Here is a 22,701-nt window from a genome sequence, read left to right on the forward strand (position 1 = left end):
TGGTGCCCCCGGGCCGCGTCCGACGTTGGGCGTCAGAAGCGGACCTGAGGGCTGTGCAGGCCGGGGACTAATGCCCCGTCTGCCTTTTCATCATGCACAGCGCCGGGCTGACGGCTCAAGCCAGATCGCGATTGTTGCAGGTGAGACTCGTCACAACCCACGTCAGGCGCGGCCCTTGAGGATCAGACGCCAGTAGATCTGGGGAAAAATGTCGCGGTCCACGATCCAGGACAGCCGGGTCTCCTTCCACGTTGGCACCTTGGGGATGGTGGGCATGGGCTGGAACTGGTCATCGAACTCCGCGAAGACAACCGTCGAGCGGGAGACCGTGAAGGGGCACACGGAGTAGCCGTCGTATTTCTGCTTCAAGGGCTTCCCCTTTCGGACGGCCACCAAGTTCTTGGCGAGGACCTTGGTCTGCTTCCGCAGGGAGCCGCCGGACTTCGAGTTGGTGGTGGCCGCGGCGTCCCCCAGTGACCAGACGTTTGGAAACCTGGCGTGCCGGAGAGTCTGCGGATTCACTTCAACGAAGCCGCCGGCGTCACCCGCGGCGGGCAGCTTGGTCGCCTTGAGCCAGTCCGGGGCCGACTGGGGCGGGACGGCGTTAAGCACGTCGTAGTGCAGTTCCTCGGTGGATCCGGTCGCATGGTCCTGGATGCGAGCGGTCTGCGCCGCAGGATCCACGGAAACCAGTTCGCTGTTGAGCCGCAACTCAATGCCGTACTCGGCAATCTTGCGGTTCAGCTCTTCGTCGACGCCGGGCACACCGAACACCGTGGGGTAGGGCTGCACCATCACCACGCGGATGTCTTGCAGCACGCCCTGCTCCCGCCAGTAATCGCACGCCAGATACATCGGCTTCTGTGCAGCGCCGCCGCACTTGATCGGCCCGGCAGGCATGGTAAAAACGGCGGTTCCGGACTTGAGCGCGCTGAGAAGTGTCCACGACTTGGCTGCCAGGCCGAACTCATAGTGGGACGCTCCGGCCGGGGAGTGGACGGCCTCGGCCAGGCCCGGGATCTTCCCCCAGTCCAACTGCAGGCCGGGGCAGACCACCAGATGCCCGTAACCAAGCTGCCCGCCGGAGGCCAGCGACACCGTGCTGGCAGCCGGGTCCACGTCCACCACGCTGTCCCGGACCCATTCCACGCCGCGGGGCATAACGGAACGCTGCGGCCGGGTTGCCTCCGACGCGCTCGCGCGCCCGCCGGCGATGTGGGAGAACAGCGGCTGGAAGAAGTGCTGCTCTTTCGGCTCGACCACGGCGACATCCTTTACCCCGTAACGGCGGAGGCGCCCCGCGAGGGAAAGGCCGGCGTTGCCGCCGCCGATGATCACGACCTCGTGCTGCCCGGCCACGGCCTTTACTTCTTCTCTGTCAGGGCGGAGGCTTTGTGCGCGGCCCGGGCGCCGGTTTTCGCGGACTCCACCACGTACTGCGGCTCATCCTCACTGGCCCGGTGGGTGTGTCCGTCCAGCTCAAAGTCGCTGACTTTCTTTTCTACGATCTTGCCGTGGGTGGCGCCCTGGGACGTGTTCCATTCCACCGGAGTTCCCTTGCTCAGCGACATCGGTGCTCCTCTGGTAGGTCGGGTCCAGCAGCGCAGGGGGATCAGCCGCTGAAGTCTCAATGGTAAGCATGATGAGCTTTATTGGGTACCGTCCGGTCCCGCCGCCAACTGGCCGCCGCTTTCGGACTGACGGTCCCCGTGCCCGTTTTGCGGTTCGCGTTGGAGACGCTTGTCCTGCCTAGAATGAGGCCCACGGCGTTTGGCCTTATGGCCATAAGCTCCCGGCAAGGAGTTGGACGAATGTTTACCGGCCTGAGTGCCTTCCCCCTGACCCCCCTCGCGAATGACGCGGTCGACGAGGCCGCCTTCGTCCGCCTCGTCGAACGGCTGGTCGAGGCAAACGTTGATTCGATCACGGCGCTCGGTTCCACCGGCTCCTACGCCTACCTGAGCAGCCAGGAGCGGAGCCGGGTCGCCCGGCTGGCTGTCGAGTATGCCGCCGGGACGCCCGTGTTCGTTGGCGTTGGGGCGCTGCGGACCTCGCAGGTCCTCGCGAACGCGGAGCAGGCCGAGCAGGCCGGGGCCGCCGGACTGTTGCTCGCCCCGATGACCTATCAGCCGCTCACGGACGACGACGTCTACGAACTCTTCCGCGCGGTATCGGAGAACTCCCCGCTACCGGTGATCGTGTACGACAACCCGGGCACCACACACTTCAGCTTCAGCACCGAACTTTATGGACGCATCGCCGCCCTGCCCGGGGTCGCGTCGATCAAGATTCCGGCCCTGCCGGCCGATCCCGAGCAGGCGCGGGCGAGGCTCCGGAACCTCCGGGCGGCCCTCCCTGGCGGCGTGAGCATCGGGGTTTCCGGCGACGCCGCGGCCGCCGCCGGGCTGGCGGCCGGCTGCGACGCCTGGTACTCCGTCATCGGTGGCACGTTGCCAGCCGTGGCGTTACGGATCACCCGCGCCGCCCTGCACGGGCGGCCCGCCGAGGCGCTGGCCGAGTCCGAACGGCTGGCGCCGCTGTGGCGGTTGTTCGCCGAGTTCGGCGGCAGCATCCGAGTCGTGGCAGCAATCGCCGAACACCTGGGGCTGGCGCCACAGGCAAGCCTGCCTCTGCCCATCCTGGGGCTGACAGGGCGGGAGCGGGCCCTTGTTGCCGCCGTCGTCGACGAACTCGGACTGGCCGACTAACCCGGACATACACGGTGTCCGCACCACGGATCCCGCACGCCCGGAAGAAGGCTTCAGTCCTCGATGGCTGTGCTCACGCTGACGTCCCGCCACTGGTCCAGGTCCGCGCGTTCGGCCTGCGCAACGGCACCAAAGGCGTCGAACGCATCCTCACCGAGCACCAGCAGGGCCGGCGGGTTCTCGCTTTCGACGACGGCCAGGATGGCTTCCGCCGCCTTGGCGGGGTCGCCCGGCTGGGTGCCGTGGATGGTGTCATGCTCTTTGCGGCGCCTGCCGGCGGTGTCCGCATAGTCCTCGATCGGCGTCGCCGACTGGGTCAGCGACCGGCCGGCAAAGTCTGTCCGGAACGCGCCCGGTTCCACGACGGTGACGTTGATGCCCAGCGGCTGCAGTTCTTTCCGCAGGGACCCCGAGAGGCCCTCCAGGGCAGCCTTGGTGGCGGAGTAGTATCCGGACCCGGCCGGACTAATCCGGGCGCCGATCGAGGAGATGTTGAGAATGGATCCGGCCCGTCTGGCGCGCATGTCCGGGAGGACCGCCTTGATCATGTCGATGGCACCAAAAACGTTGGTGTCGAACAATCGCCGGATGTCGGCGTCGTCTGCTTCCTCAACTGCCGCTCGGTATCCGTACCCGGCATTGTTGACCAGCACATCGACAGCGCCGAAACGGGCCTGCGCCTGCTGCACCGCAGCTGTGATCTGCTCCCGGTCGGTGACATCGAGGGGGAGTGCCAGCGCCGTCTCCGGGTAGGCCGCCCCGAGCTCGTGCAGCGTCTCGGTGTTCCGCGCGGTGACTACCGCACGGTGGCCGCGGGCAAGGACCGTTTCTGCGAGGGCCCGGCCGAGACCGGTCGAGCATCCAGTGATGAGCCAGGTTGCCATTGGGGGGTCCTTTCGCTGGTTCTACTTATCCAACACGAGAACGACGGCGGACGGCAGACCCGCCGGCGGCTGCGCCCCTACTTGGCCGTCGGCGTCGGCGTCGGCGTCGGGGTGGCCGTTGCCGCCGGGGCCTGCAGCTGGGCCGGGGTGAGTTTCATCCACGGGGAGTCCGGGGCGCCCTCGAGCATGGCCTGCGGGCTGTCCGACTGCGTCCACCATTTGGCTTCAAAGGCATAACCGTCGAAGAGGATCCGCGAACCGCGCTGGTAGACCGCCGTCGGGGACCAATCCGGGTAGGTGCCTGCCGGGATGGTCGTCCGCGGGCTGGGCCGGTCTCCCGGCAGCACGGGGCCGATCAGCTTCCAGGGGACGGTGGCGCCCTGCTCTACCGGGTTGTCGGGGCTGTCACCCTGGGTCCACCACTTGGCCTCGTACACGTTGCCGTGCCACACCGTCCGGTCCCCGGACACGTAGCGCGCGGTTTCCTTCCACACCGGGTAGGGGCTGGTGGAAGGATCGTCGGTGGCAGTCGGGGCGGCGGACGTAGCCGTAGCCTGTGGTTCGGCTGACATGGTGGGGATGACGTCGGCACCCAGAACGGTGGAGAAGTGGACGTCCCCCTGCTTGACGCCACTGCAGCTGTCCGAGACCTTGGTGACGTCCGGGTAGTTGCTTCCACAGGTACGGTCACGGTTGAGGGACCACATGGAGACCCTGCCGACGCCCTTTGACTTGGCGTATTTGTTCAGCGAAGCGGCGTCGTCGAGGGTGAAGATTTCCCCTGCGATGTCGTTTTGTCCGATCATCGGGGTGAGGCCCAGCTTGCGCCAGACGGTGTCGGAACCAAGGTCCTCACCGTTGTCCCGGTACAGCGCCTGCACCTGCGTGTGGGCGGCGGCGGCAGCGGACGCGGAGGCCTGGTACATGGTCTGGCCGGCCGGTTTACTGGCGCTGAAATCCATGGTCATGATATTGACCCCGGTCACTTCGACGCCGGCGCGAAGAGTGCGTGCCACGGCGTCGCGCCCGGCCTGGGTCAGGCCTGCCGGGTCCGCGGGCAGCGTCAGCCACACGTCAAGGTTCTTTCCGCCGTTCTTGCGATCCTGCTGGAGGGCGGCGAGAGCCTTGCCGCGACGGTCAATGGATGCTGCATCGGTGAGGGCGGCACCCTCGACGTCCAGGTCTATCGAGCGCAGGTCGTACCGCTCGACCACCTCGCGGTACGCGCCGGTAAGCCGGGACTGGTCCGTGCACTCGAGCGCGAGTTCGCTGTTGCTCAGGCCGCCGAACGAGACCGAAACCGTCCCGCCGATCTGGCGGAATCTGGCGATCCGCCGGTCCAGATCCAGCTCCGTTTCGGCCGCGGCGAGACTGTAGGCGGCACCCCACGACGGCGTGCAGGGGTTCTCCTTGTCCGAAACGATGAAGGACAGTACGGCGCCCTTGGCCTCTGGAGTGGTCGGCGATTCGAAAGCAAACCTCGGCGTCGCGGTCACGTCGACGTAGCCGGAAAAGACTGAGGGGATCGAGGACGCGGCGGTGGCGTCCTGAAAGGAGCGGAGCCCCAGATACGACCCGCCGGTGAGTGCCAGCAGGACCAGAACAAGGACTCCGAGCCGCAGCTTTGAAAGGCGGCGTCCGGGAAAGCGGTTCGACACAGATTTACCCCAATACTTGTCGGAGAGTTGAAGCGCAACCCTTCCACGCGGATTCGCCGCCTTGTTCTCGCCGCCCGGCTTCGTAGTGAAGAAGCAGGGGGTGAGTCATTGGGCGTCGTGCGCTTAGTATAAGGGCAGACCGCGCTCCGCAATGACGGGGAGGGCGGCCTGCCGTGTGTCCGCTGGGGGTGCACAGTCTGGGGATGGGGAAGTATGACTGAGCTTTTGGCCGCTCCGCGGCCTGACGATTTGGACGCCGGGGACCCGGCGTCGAAAGCCCGCAGACGGCAATGGGGAGCGGAGCGGCGGTCTGAACCATTGGCCATCGTGCACCCCGAGCCGTCACGCCGGAAGGTCATTCTCGGCAGGGTCGGCATCGTCGTGACCGTGCTGGCCTGGCTGGCGTATGTGGTGACCACGGTGCTCAGGGAACTGGTCAACGACCCCACTGCGGGGTTCAGATTCCGTGCCGAGGCGGTGTCCTACGTCGTCGTCGTTACGTTCCTGACGTTCTCGGCGCTGATGTACCTGCTGGCCAGGCAGGGTGCACTTAACCGCTTCCGCGACCACCGCAGAGTTCCCCGCGGGGAGCTGGACCGCCACTTCGCCGATTACCAAAATGCAGTTACGGTGCTCGTCCCGTCCTACGCCGAAGAGCCGCAGGTCGTCCGGGCCACGCTTTGGTCCGCAGCGCTGCAGGAATTCCCGGACCTGTCTGTCGTCCTGCTGCTTGATGATCCGCCCTTCCCCACCGACCCCGCGGACCGGGAGCGGCTGCAGGTCACACGAGACCTCGCCGCAAACATCACCCGCACCCTGCACGAGCCGTCCTCACGCCTGAACGCCGCCAGAGACGCCTTTGACCGCAGAGCCGGTAACGGTTCGTCCGATGGCGAGCTTGAGGCGCTGATCGAGGAGTACGAGTACGCCGCCGGCTGGCTTGAAGGGATGGCGGAAGCCGAAACCGTCGAAGACCACGTCGATGAATTCTTCGTGGATCTGGTGCTGATGGGCCTCGCCCGCGAACTGCGGCTGGTCCTGACCGCCCTCTATGCGGCGCGGGCCCAGGGCGCCACCCCGGAACCGGCGCGCATGCGGGAGCTGTACGCCCGGCTGACGTGGATCTTCAATGCGAGGGTCTCGACTTTTGAACGCAAGAAATACGTGAGCCTGTCGCACGAGGCAAACAAGGCCATGAACCTGAACTCCTACCTCAGCCTCATGGGGCAACGGTGGCGGCCCGAGCAAACGGCAGACGGCACGGTTCTCCGGCCAGCGGTGGAACGGGGCCCGAATGACCTCGTCATCGAGGACAGCACCTACGTTCTGACCCTCGACGCCGATTCGCTGCTGCTCAGGGACTACTGCCTGCGGCTGGTGCAGTTCCTGGAATCCCCCGGAAACGAGCGGGTGGCCGTCACCCAGACGCCCTACTCGTCGTTCCGCGGCGCACCGACGCGAATCGAACGGGTCGCCGGGGCGTCCACGGACCTCCAGCACATCCAGCACCAGGGCATGACCCGGTACGGCGCCACCTTCTGGGTGGGCGCCAACGCGGTGATCCGCAAGGTAGCGCTCGAGGACATCGTGGAAGTTTCCGCAGAAGGCGGCTTCGAAGTGCGGACCTACATCCAGGACCGCACCGTCATCGAGGACACGGAATCGAGCGTGGATCTGGGCCGTGAAGGCTGGGATCTCGTGAACTACCCCGAACGCCTCAGCTACAGCGCCACGCCCCCTGACTTCGGCTCCCTCGTGGTCCAGCGCCGGCGTTGGGCCAACGGCGGCCTGCTGATTCTGCCGAAGCTCTGGGACGCCATCCGGCGCCGCCGTGGGAGCGACAGGGACGTACACGCGCGTGAAATCATGCTGCGCGTCAACTACATGGCCTCCATCACCTGGGCCAGCTTCGGACTGCTATTCCTGCTGGCCTACCCCTATGACAGCAGGCTCCTCAGCCCTCTGGTGTTCGCCGCAGCGCTGCCGTACTTCCTGGCTATGGGCAGCGATTTGCGCGATTGCGGCCACCGTTTCAGCGACATCTTCCGGATCTACGGGTTCAACCTGGTGCTGATGCCGGTGAACCTCGCCGGCGTCGTGAAGTCGTTGCAGCAGGCGCTGACGGGCGACAAGATTCCGTTCGCGCGCACCCCAAAGGTCAAGGACCGGACCGCTGCCCCCGCCATTTATGTCCTTGCGCCGTATGCCATCGTGGTGTTTTCGCTGCTGACCGTCTGGCGCGACGCCATGTTGCACAACTGGGCCAACGCCGTCTTCGCGGCCTTCAATGCGGTGATGGCCGGATATGCCATCACCGCCTACATCGGGCTGAAGAACTCGGTGGTCGACATCTTCCTCGGGGTCCTGAACTGGCTGTACGTCAGGCCGAAGCAGCCTGTTTCCGCGCAGCCCGTGATCGTTCCGAAGTCCCCGGAAGAGGTCGATTGGGAGTCGATCCTCTACCACGGCGACCGGCGGCTCAACCGCGACCTGCGCGGCAAGAAGGACCGGCGCAAGAGGGCCGGTGTTCGCTGACCGTAACATGGGCCGGTTGGCCGTGGCTGCCCCGGCCTGCCCGCCCCTAGAATGGGCCAGATGATGCCGGAACCGATCCTTGCCGCGAACGGGAAGAACTCCCTTTCTGTCACTGAGGGCATCATTGAGTCCGTCTGGGCTCCGGGCACCTTCGTGGACATCGATGATGCCCGGGACGCCATGCGGGCCACCGCCCTGCTGGCGAGGACGGGGCGGATGCCGATGCTTTCCGTTATGACCGACGTCGAAATCAGCGCTGCTGCACGCTATGAGTTCGCCAAGTCGGCCGACGTGCTTGCCATTGCTGTGCTGGGGTCGAGCGCCGTCGACCGTGTAGTGGCTGCCGCCACCAGCCGCGACACCCGGTACCCGCATGAATTCTTCACCTCCAGGAGCCAGGCCCTGGCCTGGCTCGCCGGCTTTCTCGACCAGTCCGCCGAGCCCGCTTCCGAGCAGCAGGAAGCCTCCGTTACCGCGTCGGGGGCCCGCTAGGGGCGTGGCGGCAGGTCTTCGATCTGTGCCCGGGCCTGCGGTACGGGTGTTGCCGGGCTAGAGGTCCACGATCAGCCCGGCCAGTTGGCTGGCGCGGCTGATGAAGGGCGAATGGCTGGCGTCCAGGTTCAAGGCGTTGGTACAACGGCGCGCCATTCTCTCCTGCAGGGCAGGGCTGAGCGCCCTGTCCTGTTCGCATCGCAGATACGTGCTTTTGATCTCTTCCCAGGCCGCTCGCTCCGGAATTCCGCGGCCGTGGCCCGGCTGCTGCGGCACGAGCAGGCTGGTCGCCCGCCGGCTTTCCGCTTCGGTGCAGTCGGCATAAAAGACCTCACGGGCTCGCTCGGGCCGGATGCTGGTGGTCCCGTCGTTGTGTCGGCGCACCGCTTCATTTACCGGTGCATCCGGCCCGCCCAGTAGCGCTCCGCTCTCCCCGGCGGCGGGAACGAAAGCGGCCACGTAGACCAAGTGGCGGATCCGCTCCAAGCCGGTGATGACCGATCCCCCGTAGGAATGGCCCAAAACCAGGGGAGGGGTCGGGCATTCATCCACGGCCTCCTGAACTGCTGACGTGTCGGCCGCGAGCGAGCCCCGGTGCAAGCGCGGCACGCGAACTGAAGCGCCTCGTGCCCGCAACTCCTCAGTGAGCAGCTCGAAGTGCGCGGGCTGATGCCACAAGCCGTGGACGAGAACGACGGTTCCAGTTCGTTTCATCGACACAGCGTACGGTGCCGCAATATGGCGCACGCGTGCCAAAACGGGTTTGGCTGTTACGCTCCCCCTACAGGGCCCCGGCATAGGGCGCACGAGGTCCGGCGGGACCAGCAACGACGGTGTTGTGAGTGAGGGAATCAGCATGACGATTGCCGAAATTCAGGTGGACCAGCGCGTGATCGGGATCGACTCGCGGCGCTTCGCCTCGGTGGAGAAAGCGCTGGTGGAACTGATCACCAACAGCGACGACAGCTACGCCCGCCTGGAGAAAGCCGGTGCAGCAATAAGCGGGCGCATCAGGGTCAACTACGAGCGCCACCATGTGGGCGCCGTGCTGATGGTTAGCGACCAGGCCGAGGGTATGTCCTTCGCCCAGGCCGGCCGAATCCTCAGCTACGGCGGTGCCCACAGCCCGCTTGCCCGTGGTGAGGGCGACGGTCGCGGCTACTTTGGCCGCGGGCTGAAGCAGGCGATCTTCGGCCTGGGGCACGGCTGGCTCGAGACCATCCGGAACGGACGCTTCACCCGGATCGACGTGTTCCGCGGCGGCAACGGCGGCTACCTGTACGACGACGGCGGGGCGGACCGGCCCGCCGCCCCGGCCGACTACGCCCGGCTGGGCCTCCATCAGACCGCGGAAGCATCCGGGACCCGGGTGACTGTCGTCGTCGACAACCCCAGGGTGCGGATCACCCAGCACGGCACGCTGGCGCAGTCCCTGTCCGATAACTTCTATCTGCGCGGAGTGCTCGCCCGGCGCAGCGTTGAGCTGGAACACGGCCAGCCCGGCGGCGTCGAGCACCACAGCGAACCGGTGCACTTCCGCGAACCCCCGGCGCAGCTGCTCCTTGGCCCGGACGACCCCGGAATCGTCAGCTTCGAGGGCCGGTCCTACCCGTTTACGCTCACGCTGAAACGGGTCACGGGCGCCGAGCTCACGCTCAGGGGCGACGATCGGACCAATGGCCTGGTCGTCCTCTCCGGGAAAGCCGCACTGGACTGCCAGTTGTTCGAGTTCGAAAACCAGGTGGGCACCGAGTACCTGTTCGGCGTCGTCCGGTGCGATGCCCTGACCGAAATGCTGGGCCGTGGTCGGGCGATCATCAGCGATGAACGCGAGGGCCTGAACCCCCGGGACCCCTTCGTCGCCGCGTTCTCCGCCGCAGTCAGCCGGATGATCGCGGGTGCGGTGCAGGCCGAGCGGGAGAAGCTCACGCACCTGGACCGTGCCACCACTTCCGGGCGCACCGCCGAGATGATCGAGCAATTGCTGCAGCACATGAACGAAGCCGCCGTCGTCGACCTCGGGCTGGACACGTCGTCACCGCGGCCCTCAGTCGGCGGCGCGGCGGCGGGGGAGCGTCCTGCGGCGCTCCGCTTCACCACCCCGTTCTACTACCGTCCGCCGGGCCACCCGTTTCACGTCGCGCTGCTGCTGGACGCGGCAGAGCTGCCCGACCGCGAGACGCTCACCTTCGAGGCCGACCTCCCGGGTTCGATCCGGATCGAGCCGCACCCTGATCCGGTGGCAGTCAGTGCGCTGGAGGAGGTGCGGCGGCTGGAGTGGACCGTCATCGGGCTGCGGCCGGGCGCGCGGGGCGCGCTGACGGTCCGGGCGGGAACGTACTGGGCGCTGTGCGAGATCGTCATCGCCGAGCACGCCTCTCGCCACGCAGCCGACCAGCCGCCGCACGCAGCGGTGGCCGTCGCCGGCGCGGCAGAGCCAGCCGTTGGGCACCGGGAGGGGCATCGCCCAACCCGGGACCACGGCGCCGACCTCTTCACCGGCTATGAGTTCCGCAGCCTGGACAACAGCGCAGACCGGGCCGTCTACAGCGCTGAGGAACGCAAGGTCATCATCAACACCGCTGCGCCCACGGTCCAGCTCTACGTCGACGGCCGCGGTCGATTCCGCGACTCTGCACGGCTGCTGTTGGCGGAGCTGTTCCTGGACGTCATCGCTGACGAACTCGCCCGCCGCCGCACCGAGCAGCACGGCCACGCCGGCGACCTCGCGGCCTTCAAGAACGCCAAGCGGGACATCATCCGCCGCTACGGCAGCGACGTCCACCGCACGTTCCTGGGCTAGGTCGTAAAAGGAGACGAACTACAGATAGCTCCTGACGCTCGCCCGCAGCGCTTCGGTGTGCTCGTAAATCTCCTCCAGCGAACTGATCGGAACACGCGTTTCCTCCTTGTCGCTGCCAAAAAGGCCGATGTACTTCTGGGTCCGGTTGAAGTGGAGGCGGGCGATCGGCTTGCGGTTATTGTCATCCAGAAGCACCGCAAAGTAGGACTTTGCATCGCGTTGAGAAACACGGGCAGGCTTGACCTCACTACAGACGATGGCGCGGACGATCTGATAGCCCTCGATTTCCTCCAGCGTTGTCTCGATGCCGTCTGCCGCCTCAAGATCGGCCTGAGCGACCGGGGCGCTCGTGACTGCTGCGGCCGCTGCGGTTTCGTCGCTCTGCGGGAAATTAGGGGCGCCAAGAGCCTTCTTTAAGCGGTCGTTCACTTGGTCGTTGAGGAACTGCTTAGATGCTTTCCCGACCAGAGTACTGAACTGCTCGCGGACTTTCTGTGTGTAGGCGCCCGTGTAAACGCGGCCGGTCAAAAACTTGACCCATTCGTCTTCGGGTTCCTTGAACTGCGCGGCCAGAGTGCGCTTGAGTTCGCCGATGTACTTCAGTTCCCCCGCCGCGCTGATGATGGAGTCCAGGTCGAAGACGTCTTTGGACAACTTCTGCAGTTCGGGGATAAGCATTTCGTCAATGTCGTTAAGATCGAGGACGAGGAATGGCTTTGCATCCATCCGGTTCGGCGCGTCGAGGTCAGTGAAGAACTGATAGACCTCCCCGTTGGTGAGAATGGCAATCCGGGCATTGGTTACCGCGAAGTATCTGAACAACTGCGATGCGTGCTCTATCTTGACGGGCTCAGTGGACTTCTTGCACTCAATCAGGATCTGAACTTCTCCGTCCTTGACGATCGCGTAATCAATCTTCTCGCCCTTCTTCAATCCGACGTCGGCGATGAACTCGGGGACGACCTCCAACGGGTTGAAGACGTCATAGCCGAGGATGCTCGATATGAAGGGCATCACGAAGGCGTTCTTCGTCGCTTCTTCTGTTTGGATAACCTGTCGCTGCTGGCGCACCTTCGCCGCCAGCGCCGACAGTTTTTCTGCAAATTCCATGGATCCCCCTGAATAACGATGACTAGATTGACAATCTAGCGCAGAGCATCGACAGGCCAGGTTATCTAAGGCCAGGGAGCTGGAAACGGCCCGCGTAAAACCCCTTGACTCATTCGCGCGGCAGGAATAATCTACAACCAAATGGTTGTAGATCAGTTGAGTGATGAAGCGGTAGACCGCTTGTTCCAGGCCTTTGCGGACAGCACCCGCCGGGACATTGTGCGGCGCGTGACGGTCCGGGAGTACTCGGTATCGCAGCTCGCCGGTCTCTACACCATGAGTTTTGCCGCCGTCCAGAAGCATGTGGCGGTGCTGGAGCGCGCTTCCCTGGTGACCAAGGAGAAGCGTGGAAGGGAGCAGATCGTGCGGGCCGATCACGAGGGGCTGCTGAAGGTCCGCCGTCTGCTCGATGAGTACGAGGTGATGTGGTTGCAGCGCACGGAGCGGATCGCGGACCTGCTGGCCGAAAGTGCGTCACCAGCGGCAGCCCCACAAGCGAACGACAAGAAGGAAATCAGGGAAGCAGAAGGATAGGAAGGGTTCGACATGACAGTCATCAGTTCAACCAAGAACCTTGAGGCGCTCAGCCTCACCCTCGTCTCGGAGTTCAACGCCGGCGTCGAGCGCGTCTGGCAGATCTGGGAGGATCCGCGCCAGCTCGAGCGCTGGTGGGGCCCGCCCACCTGGCCGGCGACCTTCGAGAAGCACGACTTCGTCCCGGGCGGCGAGGCGAGCTACTACATGACCGGGCCCGACGGTGAGAAGGCCCGCGGCTGGTGGCGGTTTGTCTCGATCGAAGCACCGCACCGCCTGGTTTTCGACGACGGTTTCGCCGACGACAACGGTGAGCCCGTGGCTGACCTTGGCACCATCCACGGCACGGTCACCCTGGAACCGCTCGGGAACCGGACCCGGATGACCGTGCTGTCCACCTTCGAGACGGAGGAGCAGATGGAAAAGATCGTGGCCATGGGAATGGAAGAAGGCATGAAGGGTGCCCTCGGCCAAGTGGACGCGGTCCTCGCCGAGCACGCCCACGCCTGACGGGCGGTGCGGCGCAGCGTTACGGCAGTGCGGGCGGCGGCGGGAGGCTCCGCCGCCGCCCGCACTGCACACCGGTGAGGGGCATGCCCGGCACGACGCCCACGCCGACCTCCTCCGCGCACCCGACGACTGGCAGACGGGGGAGTAGCAGTCCCACTATGCTGGCGCTTTCAGGACCATCAGTATCTGGAAGGACATCATGGGCAACGGAGCTTCATGGCAGGAAACCATCACCCCGGGGCGTTTCGCCGGCTGGACCGTCATCGTCACCGGTGCCGGGTCCGGCATCGGGCTAGCTACCGCGCTGCGGGTGGCAAAGGAGGGCGGCAGGGTGGTCGCCGCGGACGTCAGCAAGGAACGGCTCGACGACCTGGTGGCACAGAACGGGAGCCTGGACCTCGTCCCGGTGGCCGGGGACATTTCCACCGAAGAGACGATTGCCGCCATCGTCGCCGCTGCCGGGGGCAGGGTGGACGCGCTCGCGAACGTGGCCGGCATCATGGACCGGTTCGCCCCGATCCACGAAGTGGAGGACGACGTCTGGGAGCGGGTTTTCAGGGTCAACGTCACCGCACTAATACGCCTGACCCGGGCGGTCATCCCGCTGATGCTCGAAGCCGGAACCGGGTCCGTGGTCAATGTCGCCTCGGAGGCGGGGCTGCGCGGGTCCGCCGCCGGCGCCGCCTACACCGCGTCTAAGCACGCCGTCGTCGGGCTGACCAAGAACTCCGCGGTGATGTACGGGCCGAAGGGACTGCGCTTCAACGCGGTGGCGCCAGGGGCGACGCTCACCAACATCGCGGCCGACTGGGGCTCGCAGCTGGCCGCCGAGCGCCTCGGCCCGCTGATGGGGGCGAACGTTCCGACGCCGGCCACGGCGGCCCAGCTGGCAGCCTCGATCACCTTTCTGCTCAGCAATGACGGCACCAACGTCAACGGGGCCATTCTCGCCTCGGACGGAGGTTGGTCCGCACTCTAGTTTCGAGGGAGCGGCAAAGGGATGTCCCGGCCACCGAGCGGCCGGGACATCCCTTTCGTTACTACTGCGGGCTGGCCCCGGGACGAACCCTAGGCGGCCGGTTTCAGCGCGGTCTGCCAGACGGCGACGGCCTTGGCGGTGCTGAAGGTCCAGGTAGCGGTGCCGCTGGCGCCGGCCGTGGCCTGGGGCTTATCTGCAGCCTCGCCGATCTGGCCGCCGGATGCTTCCCAGCGCTCGGTCCAGCCGCTCGGAGGCGTGGCTCCCGGGCTGCCGCTGTCGAAGCCGACGCCGCCGATCAGCATGGCGCCGTTGCTGGCGGTGGTAATGCTGGGTGCAGTGATGCTCGTCGCCGAGTAGCTCGTGTTCACCGCCGTTGCCACCGAGCTGTCCAGCGGCGTCGTGTTGTTGACCCCGCGGTAGGCGGTGACGCCGGCCCCCCACTTGACGGCGGTGCTCAGGGTCCAGCTGTAACTGCCTGGGTCGGAGGTTCCGACCACGTGGTAGTAGCTGAACACTTTCGCGCCGCTGCTTGAGGAGCTGTTGATGCCCAGGCCGTTGACGATCGCCGTCCAGCCCGCCGGGGCAGTGGCCGTTGGGGCCAAGTCGGCGGTTATTGAAGCGACCAGCACATCACCGGCGGCAGCGCCGGCCGGCTTGTTCAACGTAACGGTCGACGACGCCGTCGTGGCGCTCGCGGTGGTCGCCGCGCCAACGGTAATCCCGGACGACGGCGGCGGCGGGGTGGTCGCCCCGCTGACCGTGATCACGGTGCTCGCCGACGTCGAGCCTGCACTGTTGGCAGCCGTCAGCGTGGCGGTGTAGGAGCCCGCGGCGCTGTAGGTGTGGGTCGGGTTCTGCACGTTCGACGTCCCGCCGTCACCGAAGTTCCACGACCAGGAGGTGGGTGCTCCGGTAGTGGTGTCCTTGAAGGCCACGTCGACCGGCGCCTGGCCCGAGGTCGGCGAGGCGGTGAACGACGCCACCGGCTTGGTGACACCGCTCGATCCAAGGCTGCGGTAGGAGTACCAGTAACGCTTCGTCGCGTTGTTGCTGGCCAGGACCACCAGGCCGGTGGTGCTGTTGATGCTCTGCTTGGTGGTGGTGACGTCATTCATGTTCAGCGAGGCACCGTCCTGGATGACCGGGGTGCCGCGCCCTGACGGGAACACCGGGTTGTCCATGGGCGCCGTCTTCTCGTAGATGGCGCCGGAGTATCCGGAGTAGGGGCAGCCGGTCACGGACGTGCCGGGAGCGGTGTGGAAGGCATGCACCGTGTTGTTCTGGGTATCGAGCAGAATCTGCGGACGGGAGACGCAATCGCCCACTGTGGCGATCGTGGACTGGGTGAAGGATCCCGTGGCCGGCTTGAAGACCAGCAACTTCAGCTGTGCCAGGGACTTGTCCGAGGAGGTGTCGTTCAGGCTCGTCTTGACGGCGGCAAAGACACGGCCGCTGGTGTCGGCCTGCACGGTCTTGATACTCATATGGTCATCGGCCTGGCCGTTACCCTTGATGGCATCCTGGGAGCGCCACGAGGACGTGGCGGTGGGGTTGGTGCCGTCCGTGCGGATGGCCCAGTGCACAGCGCCGGCGAGCTGGTCGCTCCAGAGCACGCCGATCTTGTTGCTGCCGAAGGCCACGACCGCCGAGATGTCGTCCGGCGCCGGGTTCGGGTTGGTCACCGGAAGCACAAACGGAGTACTCCAGCTGGTCCCGCCGGGCGCCGAGTTGTTGACGTAGACGGTGTTCTTGTAGCCGCCCGTGGAGTTGCTGGACACCTGGGTCCAGGTGGCCCAAATGGCGCCGGTGGTGTCCTTGTCGATGGTCATCGACTCACTGCTGTTGTTGGCAATCGTGGTAGGGAACCCGCTGTCCAGGATGTACTTCCCGCCGGAATAGCTGTAGCGGTACAGCTTGGCCGGCTGGCCGGCGACTGACGGCTTCGGGGCAGAGTCACCGGAGACCGTGACGACGTGCGAGGCGATGTAGAGCTTACTGCCGTCCCACAGCACGTCCGCGAGGGTGCTGGCCCTGCTGTCGTTGAGGACTCCGGTATCGACCCAGCTGTTTGAAGCCAGGTCGAGGCGGTAGATGTGCCAGCCGCTGCCGGACGTCCACATGTCTGCCCACCAAGAACCGTCATTCCACCAGAGCTTGCTCTGCGGCTTGTCCGAGGTGGGCGGATTGCTGACGCCGGTGTAGCTGACGCTGGGGGAACCGTAGTCGCTTGCGGCCGAGGCGTTGCTGGCGATGCCAAGCAGCCCTCCAGCGACGAACAGCGCCATAACCAATGACTGGCTGAGCCAGTGCGATACACGTTTCATATTTGAGACCGTTTCTTTCGTGCGGCGACCGTGGATTGCATGGGAGATTGTCACCGGCTGTCGATGGGGTAATGCTAACCACTTTGAAGAGTGCTGAAAAGAAGGAATTTAAAGAAGGTCCATAGGCGCCCGGTTTCGGCACTAAAGACGTAAAGTTGAGAGTGCGCATTTCGGAGCCGGTGTTCGGTTCGGTGGCACTTCTGAAATGAAAGCAGCACCGCGGGGATGCTTCCCCAGGGGCGCCAGCTGGCCGGTGCCACCGCGGGATGCACGAGTCGGCGGGGCGTGCAGGCCGTCCAAACTTGGCCTCCCGCGGGCCGCCGCAGGGCACAGCAGCCGCTGAAACAAGCGCTTTTCGGGCGTGCAGCCGACCACGAGTAGGCCCGCTGGCCATGCCCCGCGTTTCCCAAGTAGACCGGGACGGCTACCCAAGTAGGGGCGTAGTTTGCCTGCGGGAAAGTGTACAAACACCCAAGTAATAGCCACTCGTGACACAACTTTAGGTGAACTTTAGGCTCGGGATATGGCCACAGCCCAGTGGCAGCTGGGATATGGGTCGGTACAGGTTTGCGAAAGAATTTCTCCGAATTTGTCCGATAGGTTCTCAAAATCGCCGGGAGTAATTCCCTGGTGTCTAAATTCATGAAGTGGTGAGGCGTTTGTCAATTCAAAATTTGGCCCCAAGATCCACGTCGAGTACGGAGGGCGCCCCGCACAGGGCATCTGTAAGCGTCGTGATACCAACCCTTAATGAGGAAATGAATTTGCCCTGGGTACTGCGGCGCATGCCGTCGTACGTTGACGAAGTCGTGATCGTGGACGGGCGTTCGCACGATCACACCGTGGACGTCGCCCGTGCACTGCGGATGGATGTTGTGGTGGTTGCCGAGCCGCGCAAGGGCAAGGGCATTGCCGTCCGGGCCGGCTTTGCAGCCGCCTCCGGCGACATCATCGTGATGCTCGACGCCGACGGGAGCATGGACCCGCAGGAAATCGGCTGGTTCGTCTCGCCGCTCCAGCACGACTACGACTTCGTCAAGGGGTCACGGTACGTCACGGGCGGAGGATCCGAAGACCTCACCTGGCTGCGGAACACCGGCAACCGCGTGCTGACCGGGCTGGCAAACACGGTGCTGCGCAGCAACTACTCGGACCTTTGCTACGGCTACATCGCCCTGCGGCGCGAGTGCCTGGAAGTCCTGCAGCTGGAATCGGACGGTTTTGAGATCGAAACCGAACTGATTGTCCGGGCAGCCAGGGCGGGCCTGCGGATTGCGGAGGTCCCGAGCTTTGAGCTGGACCGCATCTCCGGGGTCTCGAACCTGCAGACTTTCCGGGACGGGTGGCGCGTCCTGCGGACCCTGGCCCGGGAGTGCACGGCCTGGGAGGCGCCCACGGCCGGCGCCCGGCCCGAGGCGCTGCGGAGGGTGAAATACACCTACCCGGACGTCCGCTTTGCACGCACTCCGACAGACCCTCGGAGTCTCCTGGCCCTGGCGGAAGGTGCCTAAGATGCTGGACTTCAATTTTCGACCCTCCGTTTCGGTTGTGATCTGCTCCTACACCGAGCAGCGCTGGGACCTGTTGATGCGCGTCATCGACTCCGTCCACGGCCAGACACTCAAGCCGGAACAGGTGATTGTGGTGGTCGACCACAACGTAGATCTCTACAAGCGCCTGGTCGCTACGGTGCAGGACGTAACCCTGGTGGAAAGCACGGGCCCGCAAGGTCTCTCCGGCGCCCGGAACACCGGCGTCGGCCTGGTGACCTCCGAGATCGTTGCGTTTCTTGACGACGACGCCGAGGCCGATCCGTTCTGGCTTGAGCGCTTGACCGCACTCTACGACGACTCCGACGTGCTTGCCGTGGGCGGCATGGTGGAGCCGGTCTGGGAAGGGGGCAGGCCCGGACACTTCGGCCCTGAACTGGACTGGATTGTCGGTTGCAGCCACCGGGGGATGCCCAGGGTGGCCTCGGAGGTGCGGAACGTGGTGGGGGCCAACATGTCCTTCCGTCGGGAGGTTCTCCAGCATGTGGGTGGCTTCAACGTCAGCCTCGGCCGCCAGGGCACGAAACCGCTGGGCTGCGAGGAAACCGAGGTTTGCATCCGCGCAGCCATCGGGGCACCAGGATCGCGGGTTGTGTACGAGCCCTCAGCCCTTGTCCGCCACCATGTCCCGGTCCAGCGCGGCACCTTCCGCTACATGATGGAGCGCGCCTGGTCCGAGGGTCTTTCCAAGGCGCAAGTCAGCCAGGTGGTCGGCCACAAACGCGCCCTTGGTCCGGAACGGCGGTACGTACGCAGCGTCCTGCCGAGGGCAGTCTTCTCCGCCCTCACGGACTGGAGGAAGGGCACCGACCCGCAGGGGCTGAACCGCGCCGCCGCCTACGTGGCGGTGTTGACGGTCACCGCGGCGGGCTACTTCAGGGGACGGCGGCTCGCCGCAGGCTCCGAACCTCTCCTTGCCGGCGCGATTCCGGCGGCGAGGCAGCCATGGCGGGAAGCCACGTGATCGACGTCGAAAATGAGGTGATGCCGGATCCCGCCGGCCGGATCCTGGAACTGCTTCCGGCGATGCCGTCGGAAGCCGTTCCGGACTGGGCCGGAGCCCGATGGGTCGGAGCCGTGGATCTGGAGTCCCTCAACGGTTACAGCCAGCTGCGGCTCCAGGAATCGCTGGGTTACAGCCGGGCACGCCTGCTGGTCCGCAACGGAGCAGCCGTGCGGGGCTTCATTGAGCTCGACGCAACGGACGGGTCCCTCGCGCGGAGCCAGGTGGAGGCTGCGGCCGCGGAACTTCCCGCGGCCGCAGCGCCCCGGGCCGCCTCAGCCACGCCGTCCATCACCGTCATAGTGTGCACCCGCGACCGTGCCGAGTGCCTGCGGAAAGCCCTCGAAGCGATCCTCCGGCTGGACTACCCAAACTTCGATGTGATCGTGGTGGACAACGCAGCCCGCAGCAGTGACACCCGCGACATGGTCCGGAAGGAGTTTCCGGACCCGCGGTTGACGCTTATTTCCGAGCGCCGCCCGGGGTTGTCCCACGCCCGCAACGCCGGGCTGCGCCACGCACAGGGCGACATCGTCGCCTACACCGACGACGACGTGGTAGTGGACGAGGGATGGCTGCACGCGATTGCGGCCGGCTTTGAACAGGCCCCGGACGTGGCCTGCGTGACCGGCCTGGTGCCGGCCGGGGAACTGCGCTCGCAGGCCCAGGGATACTTCGACTCCAGGGTGGGTTGGTCAAAGACGGTGGCGCCGAAGGTCTACTCCCTGGCCGACCCACCGGCAGACCTCCCGGTCTTCCCTTTCTGCGTGGGAGCTTTCGGCACTGGAGCGAACTTCGCCCTGGACCGCCGGGCCGCGCTTGCCCTGGGCGCCTTCGATACGGCCCTGGGTGTGGGAACACGGACGGGCGGCGGTGAAGATCTGGACATGTTCACCCGCGTGATCCTGTCCGGGCGTTCGCTGGTGGTGCAGCCTTCGGCTGTCGTCTGGCACCGGCACCGGGCTGACCTTGAGGAACTCATCGTCCAGGCGCGCGGGTACGGCAACGGACTGGGAGCCTGGCTGGCAAAAATCTTCATGAATCCGCGCACGGCACGGATGGCCCTGGCACGCGCGCCGCGGGGCGCCGCGTACTTCCTGCGGAACATCCGCAGCCACCGCAGCGGTGCAGGGGTGCCCGGCTCCAGGGAACCTCGAAACCCGGTCGAGGCGAAAGCCCTGCGGACCGAGCTCGTCTATGTGGCGCTCGGCCCGCTCAACTATCTTCTACAGCGCCGGTTGGGTCGGCGCCGGCGGGCCGGCTAGGCGCCTCGGACGGAGACCCAAGCAACGCACAGTTTTGAGGGGATCTCGGCGTCACCATGGAACGCCGATTTCCCCTCGCCAAGTCCCGAACGAGCGAGGAAGTTTGAGTTCATGAGTCTCTTACTGGAAGACGAAAAGCCAGCCCCCAAAGCGCCCCTCCCGGCAGTGTCCCGGCTGGGGCCGGGGCGGCGTTTGGACGCCGGCCTCGCCCTGGCGGGCGCCGTCGTGGCTGTCCTGATCCTCCTCGACCTTGGTGGGCCGGCGCTGGCCCCGGTGACCATGGTCGGCTGCCTGGTGCTGCCGGGCTGGGTCCTCATCCGGCGGATTCCCGATGCGGACCCGCTGGCCCGCGCCGTGTTCACGATCGTCGCAAGCGCTGCAATCTTCACGATCCTGTCCCTTGCCATGGTGTGGACCGGGGTGTGGCAGCCGCGGCCGGTGGCAGCCGCCGTCCTGCTGGCGGCGTCGGCCCTGATCATGGCCGTCCCCGCACCTGCCGCCGTGTCAACGCGACGGCCGCTGGACTGGCGAGGGGCCTGGCGTCTGGAGGATTTGCGGCACCGGAGCCTTTCCAGCAACGTCCCGTGGGCGGTCCTTGCCGTCGCGATGGTGCTCTGGGGAGTGGCACTGGCCCTGACCGGAGACGAGCTTCACGGCGATAAGGGGCTGCTGACCACGTTCCCCGTGCTGTGGTACTTCGCTGCCGCCGGCGTCGCCGCTCTGTGCATCTGGGGAGTCGCCGCCCGCCGGATGGCCTCCACGGCGTTCCTGGCGGCCTCCTTTACCGGGCTGGTTGCTGTGCTTTACGCGTCGGCGGCGATGGTCGTCAGTGTCCCCCGGTTGCCTTGGTCCTACAAGCACATCGCGGTCACCAATTACATCGGCGCTACCGGCCAAGTTGACGCCACGATCGACATCTACAACCGGTGGCCAGGGTTCTTCTCGGTAAGCGCCTTCCTCGGCGAAGTGGCCGGGTACCGCGACGCTGTGGGCTACGCCTCCCTTGCGGAGTTCTCCTTTGCCCTGCTGGACGTGGCGATCGTCCTGGCGATCGTCCGGACCCTGAGCTCCAACCCCCGGATCTATTGGACGGCCACGCTGGTCTTTGCCCTGACGAATTGGGTCAACCAGAACTATTACTCACCCCAGGCATTCTCCTACACCCTGTACCTCACGATGTGCCTGGTCGCCCTGACCTTCCTGCGCAGCGCCCCGGTCAAGTTCGCTGCGGCCTTCGAGGGCCGTCTTGGCAGGCTGCAGCGCCGCTCCGGCCGGCGCCGGGCGGCCGTGGCAGGTGCCGAAGCTCCCGTGCCAGCCGCGGCCATGGTGGTCCCCGCTGCCGTTGCCCTGCTCGTCCTGCAGGCCGTGGCCGTCGCCAGCCACCAGCTGACGCCCTACCTGGCTTGCCTGGCGCTGGCCCCGCTCTTTGTTTTCGGCTACTTCAGGCCAAAGTGGCTGGCGCCCGCCCTGGCGCTCGTCGCCATCGCCTACCTGCTGCCGAACCTGGATTACGTCGCCAACAAGTACGGTCTTTTCAGCGGTTTCGACGTCGTGAAGAACGCCAGTTACGACGTGCCGCAGGACCTCCCGTTTGGGGACATCTCGCGCTTGATGACACGCTCACCCGACGCCTTGTCCTTGTTGATCGGTGTCCTAGGACTGGCCGGTTTTGTCCGCAACGTGCTCCGCGGCAACGTCAGGCAGACGCTCATTGTCGCCTGGCTCGCGGCTGCACCAGTGTTCTGGCTGATGGTGCAGTCCTACGGCGGGGAAGCCAAATTCCGGGTCTACCTCTTCGCCCTGCCTTTTCTCGCCGTCGGCGCCGCCTGGCTGTTCTGGTCCGGTCCGCTCCGCACCCGCAAGGCAGCGCTCGGCGCCACCGCGGCACTGACCGCGATGGCCGTGCTGTTCACCGTTGCCTACTTCCAGTCGGAGGCCAAGTTCCGCGTCCAGAAGACGGACGTGGTCGCGGCAGAGTGGCTGGACGGCCAAGTGCAGCCCAAAGACGCCATCTTTCAGACCAGTGCCTTCTTCCCGCTCCTGATCGGGCCCAACTATCCCAGCTACCTGGAGTGGGGCCGGCTGACCTCGCTGACCAAACTGATCCAGTCCTCCGACTACCAGCTGACCGCTGCCGAAATCGAGCAGTACGCACACAAGAACTGGAATCCGGATCGCGTCTTTGTCGTCTTCTCAGACTCCCAGCTTGCGCAGGTCACCAGGGACAAGCTGTTCGACGCCGACAAACTCCCGGCACTGGAACGGCAGCTCGCGTCAGCTAACAACGTTGACAAGGTCTTCAACAACGGTGCTGTCAGGATCTACCAAATCCAAAAAACCGGCTAG

General features: G+C 65.7%; 18 protein-coding genes. 11 read left to right on the forward strand and 7 right to left on the reverse strand.

Annotation, left to right across the window (positions count from 1 at the left end; translation table 11 throughout):
• Positions 1-162 precede the first annotated feature (162 nt).
• The gene (locus QFZ61_RS05500) at positions 163-1,359 is read right to left on the reverse strand and encodes an NAD(P)/FAD-dependent oxidoreductase (protein WP_307034060.1); all 1,197 of its coding nucleotides are present in this window, start codon (positions 1,357-1,359) and stop codon (positions 163-165) included.
• 5 nt (positions 1,360-1,364) lie between these two features.
• Positions 1,365-1,571 carry a DUF2945 domain-containing protein gene (locus QFZ61_RS05505; RefSeq protein WP_307034062.1) on the reverse strand — a complete coding sequence of 69 codons (207 nt, stop codon included), beginning with the start codon at positions 1,569-1,571 and terminating at the stop codon, positions 1,365-1,367.
• A 240-nt stretch (positions 1,572-1,811) separates the two neighbouring features.
• On the opposite strand from QFZ61_RS05505, the gene QFZ61_RS05510 reads away from it, so the two are divergent.
• The gene (locus tag QFZ61_RS05510; protein WP_307034064.1) at positions 1,812-2,708 is read left to right on the forward strand and encodes a dihydrodipicolinate synthase family protein; all 897 of its coding nucleotides are present in this window, start codon (positions 1,812-1,814) and stop codon (positions 2,706-2,708) included.
• A 53-nt stretch (positions 2,709-2,761) separates the two neighbouring features.
• Here QFZ61_RS05510 and QFZ61_RS05515 read toward each other — a convergent pair whose 3' ends face one another.
• A complete protein-coding gene (locus QFZ61_RS05515; RefSeq protein ID WP_307034066.1) occupies positions 2,762-3,592 on the reverse strand; it encodes an oxidoreductase in 831 nt (276 codons plus the stop codon).
• 77 nt (positions 3,593-3,669) lie between these two features.
• The gene (locus tag QFZ61_RS05520) at positions 3,670-5,250 is read right to left on the reverse strand and encodes a chitinase (protein WP_307034068.1); all 1,581 of its coding nucleotides are present in this window, start codon (positions 5,248-5,250) and stop codon (positions 3,670-3,672) included.
• Positions 5,251-5,463: 213 nt separating this feature from the next.
• On the opposite strand from QFZ61_RS05520, the gene QFZ61_RS05525 reads away from it, so the two are divergent.
• Together QFZ61_RS05525 and QFZ61_RS05530 are read left to right on the forward strand one after the other, a co-directional pair.
• The gene (locus tag QFZ61_RS05525; protein WP_307034069.1) at positions 5,464-7,785 is read left to right on the forward strand and encodes a glycosyltransferase family 2 protein; all 2,322 of its coding nucleotides are present in this window, start codon (positions 5,464-5,466) and stop codon (positions 7,783-7,785) included.
• Between the two features lie 60 nt (positions 7,786-7,845).
• Positions 7,846-8,277 carry an STAS/SEC14 domain-containing protein gene (locus QFZ61_RS05530; RefSeq protein WP_307034071.1) on the forward strand — a complete coding sequence of 144 codons (432 nt, stop codon included), beginning with the start codon at positions 7,846-7,848 and terminating at the stop codon, positions 8,275-8,277.
• A 57-nt stretch (positions 8,278-8,334) separates the two neighbouring features.
• Here the strand turns inward: QFZ61_RS05530 and QFZ61_RS05535 are convergent, their stop codons facing one another.
• Complete coding sequence (locus QFZ61_RS05535) at positions 8,335-8,991, reverse strand: alpha/beta hydrolase (RefSeq protein WP_307034073.1); 657 nt, start codon at positions 8,989-8,991, stop codon at positions 8,335-8,337.
• A gap of 142 nt (positions 8,992-9,133) precedes the next feature.
• Here QFZ61_RS05535 and QFZ61_RS05540 point away from each other — a divergent pair, with 142 nt between their 5' ends.
• The gene (locus tag QFZ61_RS05540) at positions 9,134-11,080 is read left to right on the forward strand and encodes an ATP-binding protein (RefSeq protein WP_307034075.1); all 1,947 of its coding nucleotides are present in this window, start codon (positions 9,134-9,136) and stop codon (positions 11,078-11,080) included.
• Between the two features lie 18 nt (positions 11,081-11,098).
• Here QFZ61_RS05540 and QFZ61_RS05545 read toward each other — a convergent pair whose 3' ends face one another.
• The gene (locus tag QFZ61_RS05545; RefSeq protein WP_307034078.1) at positions 11,099-12,190 is read right to left on the reverse strand and encodes a type I restriction endonuclease; all 1,092 of its coding nucleotides are present in this window, start codon (positions 12,188-12,190) and stop codon (positions 11,099-11,101) included.
• A 141-nt stretch (positions 12,191-12,331) separates the two neighbouring features.
• Between QFZ61_RS05545 and QFZ61_RS05550 the strand changes: the two genes are divergently transcribed.
• From QFZ61_RS05550 to QFZ61_RS05560, 3 genes are all read left to right on the forward strand, one after another.
• Positions 12,332-12,724: a helix-turn-helix transcriptional regulator gene (locus tag QFZ61_RS05550; RefSeq protein WP_307034079.1), complete on the forward strand. Its 393-nt coding sequence runs from the start codon at positions 12,332-12,334 to the stop codon at positions 12,722-12,724.
• 12 nt (positions 12,725-12,736) lie between these two features.
• Positions 12,737-13,234 (forward strand): SRPBCC domain-containing protein, encoded by a 498-nt coding sequence (locus tag QFZ61_RS05555; RefSeq protein ID WP_307034081.1) that lies wholly within the window; start codon positions 12,737-12,739, stop codon positions 13,232-13,234.
• A gap of 199 nt (positions 13,235-13,433) precedes the next feature.
• Positions 13,434-14,213 carry an SDR family NAD(P)-dependent oxidoreductase gene (locus QFZ61_RS05560; RefSeq protein WP_307034083.1) on the forward strand — a complete coding sequence of 260 codons (780 nt, stop codon included), beginning with the start codon at positions 13,434-13,436 and terminating at the stop codon, positions 14,211-14,213.
• Between the two features lie 89 nt (positions 14,214-14,302).
• Here the strand turns inward: QFZ61_RS05560 and QFZ61_RS05565 are convergent, their stop codons facing one another.
• Positions 14,303-16,537, reverse strand: a complete 2,235-nt coding sequence (locus QFZ61_RS05565; protein ID WP_307034085.1) for a PKD domain-containing protein — start codon at positions 16,535-16,537, stop codon at positions 14,303-14,305.
• A 734-nt stretch (positions 16,538-17,271) separates the two neighbouring features.
• On the opposite strand from QFZ61_RS05565, the gene QFZ61_RS05570 reads away from it, so the two are divergent.
• The 4 genes from QFZ61_RS05570 to QFZ61_RS05585 all read left to right on the forward strand — a co-directional run bounded on the left by QFZ61_RS05570 (position 17,272) and on the right by QFZ61_RS05585 (position 22,701).
• The gene (locus QFZ61_RS05570) at positions 17,272-18,048 is read left to right on the forward strand and encodes a glycosyltransferase family 2 protein (protein ID WP_307034087.1); all 777 of its coding nucleotides are present in this window, start codon (positions 17,272-17,274) and stop codon (positions 18,046-18,048) included.
• A 1-nt stretch (position 18,049) separates the two neighbouring features.
• Positions 18,050-19,051 carry a glycosyltransferase family 2 protein gene (locus QFZ61_RS05575; RefSeq protein ID WP_307034089.1) on the forward strand — a complete coding sequence of 334 codons (1,002 nt, stop codon included), beginning with the start codon at positions 18,050-18,052 and terminating at the stop codon, positions 19,049-19,051.
• A complete protein-coding gene (locus QFZ61_RS05580) occupies positions 19,033-20,355 on the forward strand; it encodes a glycosyltransferase family 2 protein (RefSeq protein WP_307034091.1) in 1,323 nt (440 codons plus the stop codon). The genes QFZ61_RS05575 and QFZ61_RS05580 overlap by 19 nt, the downstream gene beginning before the upstream one ends.
• A 111-nt stretch (positions 20,356-20,466) precedes the next feature.
• The gene (locus tag QFZ61_RS05585) at positions 20,467-22,701 is read left to right on the forward strand and encodes a hypothetical protein (RefSeq protein WP_307034093.1); all 2,235 of its coding nucleotides are present in this window, start codon (positions 20,467-20,469) and stop codon (positions 22,699-22,701) included.

The sequence above is a fragment of the Arthrobacter sp. B3I4 genome (assembly GCF_030816855.1).
In the GTDB taxonomy this organism is placed as follows: domain Bacteria; phylum Actinomycetota; class Actinomycetes; order Actinomycetales; family Micrococcaceae; genus Arthrobacter.